4 protein-coding genes are annotated in these 1,358 nt (G+C 74.7%); 3 read left to right on the top strand and 1 reads right to left on the bottom strand.

The genetic code is table 11. The annotated features are described in order from the left end of the window. Window positions 1-279, top strand: a 279-nt coding sequence (gene atpC, locus ACFVQZ_RS36485) for an ATP synthase F1 subunit epsilon (protein WP_383629184.1), incomplete at its 5' end; no start/stop codon positions are given. A 3-nt stretch (window positions 280-282) separates the two neighbouring features. Here the strand turns inward: atpC and ACFVQZ_RS36480 are convergent. After that, entirely contained in the window at window positions 283-681 is a 399-nt protein-coding gene (locus tag ACFVQZ_RS36480) for a VOC family protein (protein WP_378230064.1), read from the bottom strand. Between the two features lie 89 nt (window positions 682-770). Here ACFVQZ_RS36480 and ACFVQZ_RS36475 point away from each other — a divergent pair, with 89 nt between their 5' ends. Both ACFVQZ_RS36475 and ACFVQZ_RS36470 read left to right on the top strand, forming a co-directional pair. Continuing rightward, window positions 771-1,019, top strand: coding sequence for a DUF2630 family protein (locus ACFVQZ_RS36475; RefSeq protein WP_378230062.1), 249 nt, complete (start codon window positions 771-773; stop codon window positions 1,017-1,019). A gap of 20 nt (window positions 1,020-1,039) precedes the next feature. Next, entirely contained in the window at window positions 1,040-1,273 is a 234-nt protein-coding gene (locus ACFVQZ_RS36470) for a hypothetical protein (protein ID WP_378230060.1), read from the top strand. Window positions 1,274-1,358: the final 85 nt, after the last annotated feature.

Here is a 1,358-nt window from a genome sequence, read left to right as displayed (position 1 = left end):
CCCGTGGAGGAGCGCCTGGTGTCCGTCGAGGTGGTGGTGCCGTCCGGGGTGTTCTGGTCGGGCCCGGCACGCAGCGTCACGGTCCCGTCGGTGTCCGGCACCCTCGGGATCCTCGCGCGGCACCAGCCCGTCGCGGCGACCTTGAAGGCCGGGCGCGTGCGGCTGCGCACGCCCGACCGCCCGACGGCGGAGCTGCGCATCGGCGGCGGCTTCGTCGTGGTCGACGACGACGAGGTGACGATCCTCGCCGACGACGCGACCTGGGTGCAGGCCCGCTAGTCCCTACGCGGGGTCGGGCACCGGACCGAGCTGCACGACGACGATCCGGTGCCCGTCAGGGTCGTGGACGTGCGCGAACCGGTCCCCGGACTCGGCGTCGGCGTCGGGGCCGACGAACGGCTCGACCCCCACGCCGGCCAGCCGGGCGAGGGTCGCATCGAGGTCGTCGACGTAGAGCACGAGGTTCGGCAGACCGTGGCGCACGAGGGGCGCACCGCCCGCGGGGAGCGGGACGAGCCACAGCCCGGGCTCGTCGACCCGACCCGGTCCGACGTGCAGCAGCGGGAAGCCGTCCGTCTCGCCGCGGAACAGCGTCCCGAACCCGAACCCGCCCGCCCAGAACGCGGCGCTCGCGTCGAGGTCGTGGCACAGCAGGACGGTGCGGCCGATCGTCGTCGTCATGCGGCGAGCCTAGGCCGTGCCGCCGGCGTCCCCCCGCCCGACGCCTGGCCTCCCGGGCGCGCGTGCGCCGTCGGGCATACCGTGGACGCATGGCGACCGACGGCGGCATCCGCAGGACGATCAGCGACCTCGTGGCGCAGGAGCGCGAGCTCCGCGAACAGTTCGCGCAGGGGGAGATCACCGGGGGCCGGGAGCACGAGCGGCTCCGCGCGATCGAGGTCGAGCTCGACCAGTGCTGGGACCTGCTGCGCCAGCGCGACGCGGCCCGCGAGTTCGGGAGCGACCCGGATGCCGCGACCGTGCGCGACCCCGGTACCGTGGAGGGGTACCTGGACTGACCCGCACCGAAGGAGCCCTTGTGAGCACGCAGGACACGCAGCAGATCCCCACCGGCACCGAGGGGCGCGACGTCGCGGACCGCGCGGGCGCGGTCGCCCGGTTCGTCGTCGCCTTCGCGCTGTTCGTGGGCGGGCTCGTGCTCATGGGCTCGGGCATGTCGGGCGTGGACGGCGGCGTGTGGCTCTTCGTCGGCGGCCTCGCCGCCTCGACGCTCGCGTTCGCGCTCCCGATGTCGGGCGCCGCGGAGCGCTGACCCACCCGCCGAGGTAGTACTCCGGTCACGCGAGGTAGTACCGGGGTCAGGACCCCGGTACTACCTCGCGGACTGTGGCACTACC

This window comes from Streptomyces sp. NPDC057854 (assembly GCF_042797055.1).
Classification (GTDB): Bacteria; Actinomycetota; Actinomycetes; order Streptomycetales; family Streptomycetaceae; genus Streptomyces.
Note: the sequence above shows the minus strand (reverse complement) of the source record. Positions and strands in the feature narration are given on the sequence as shown.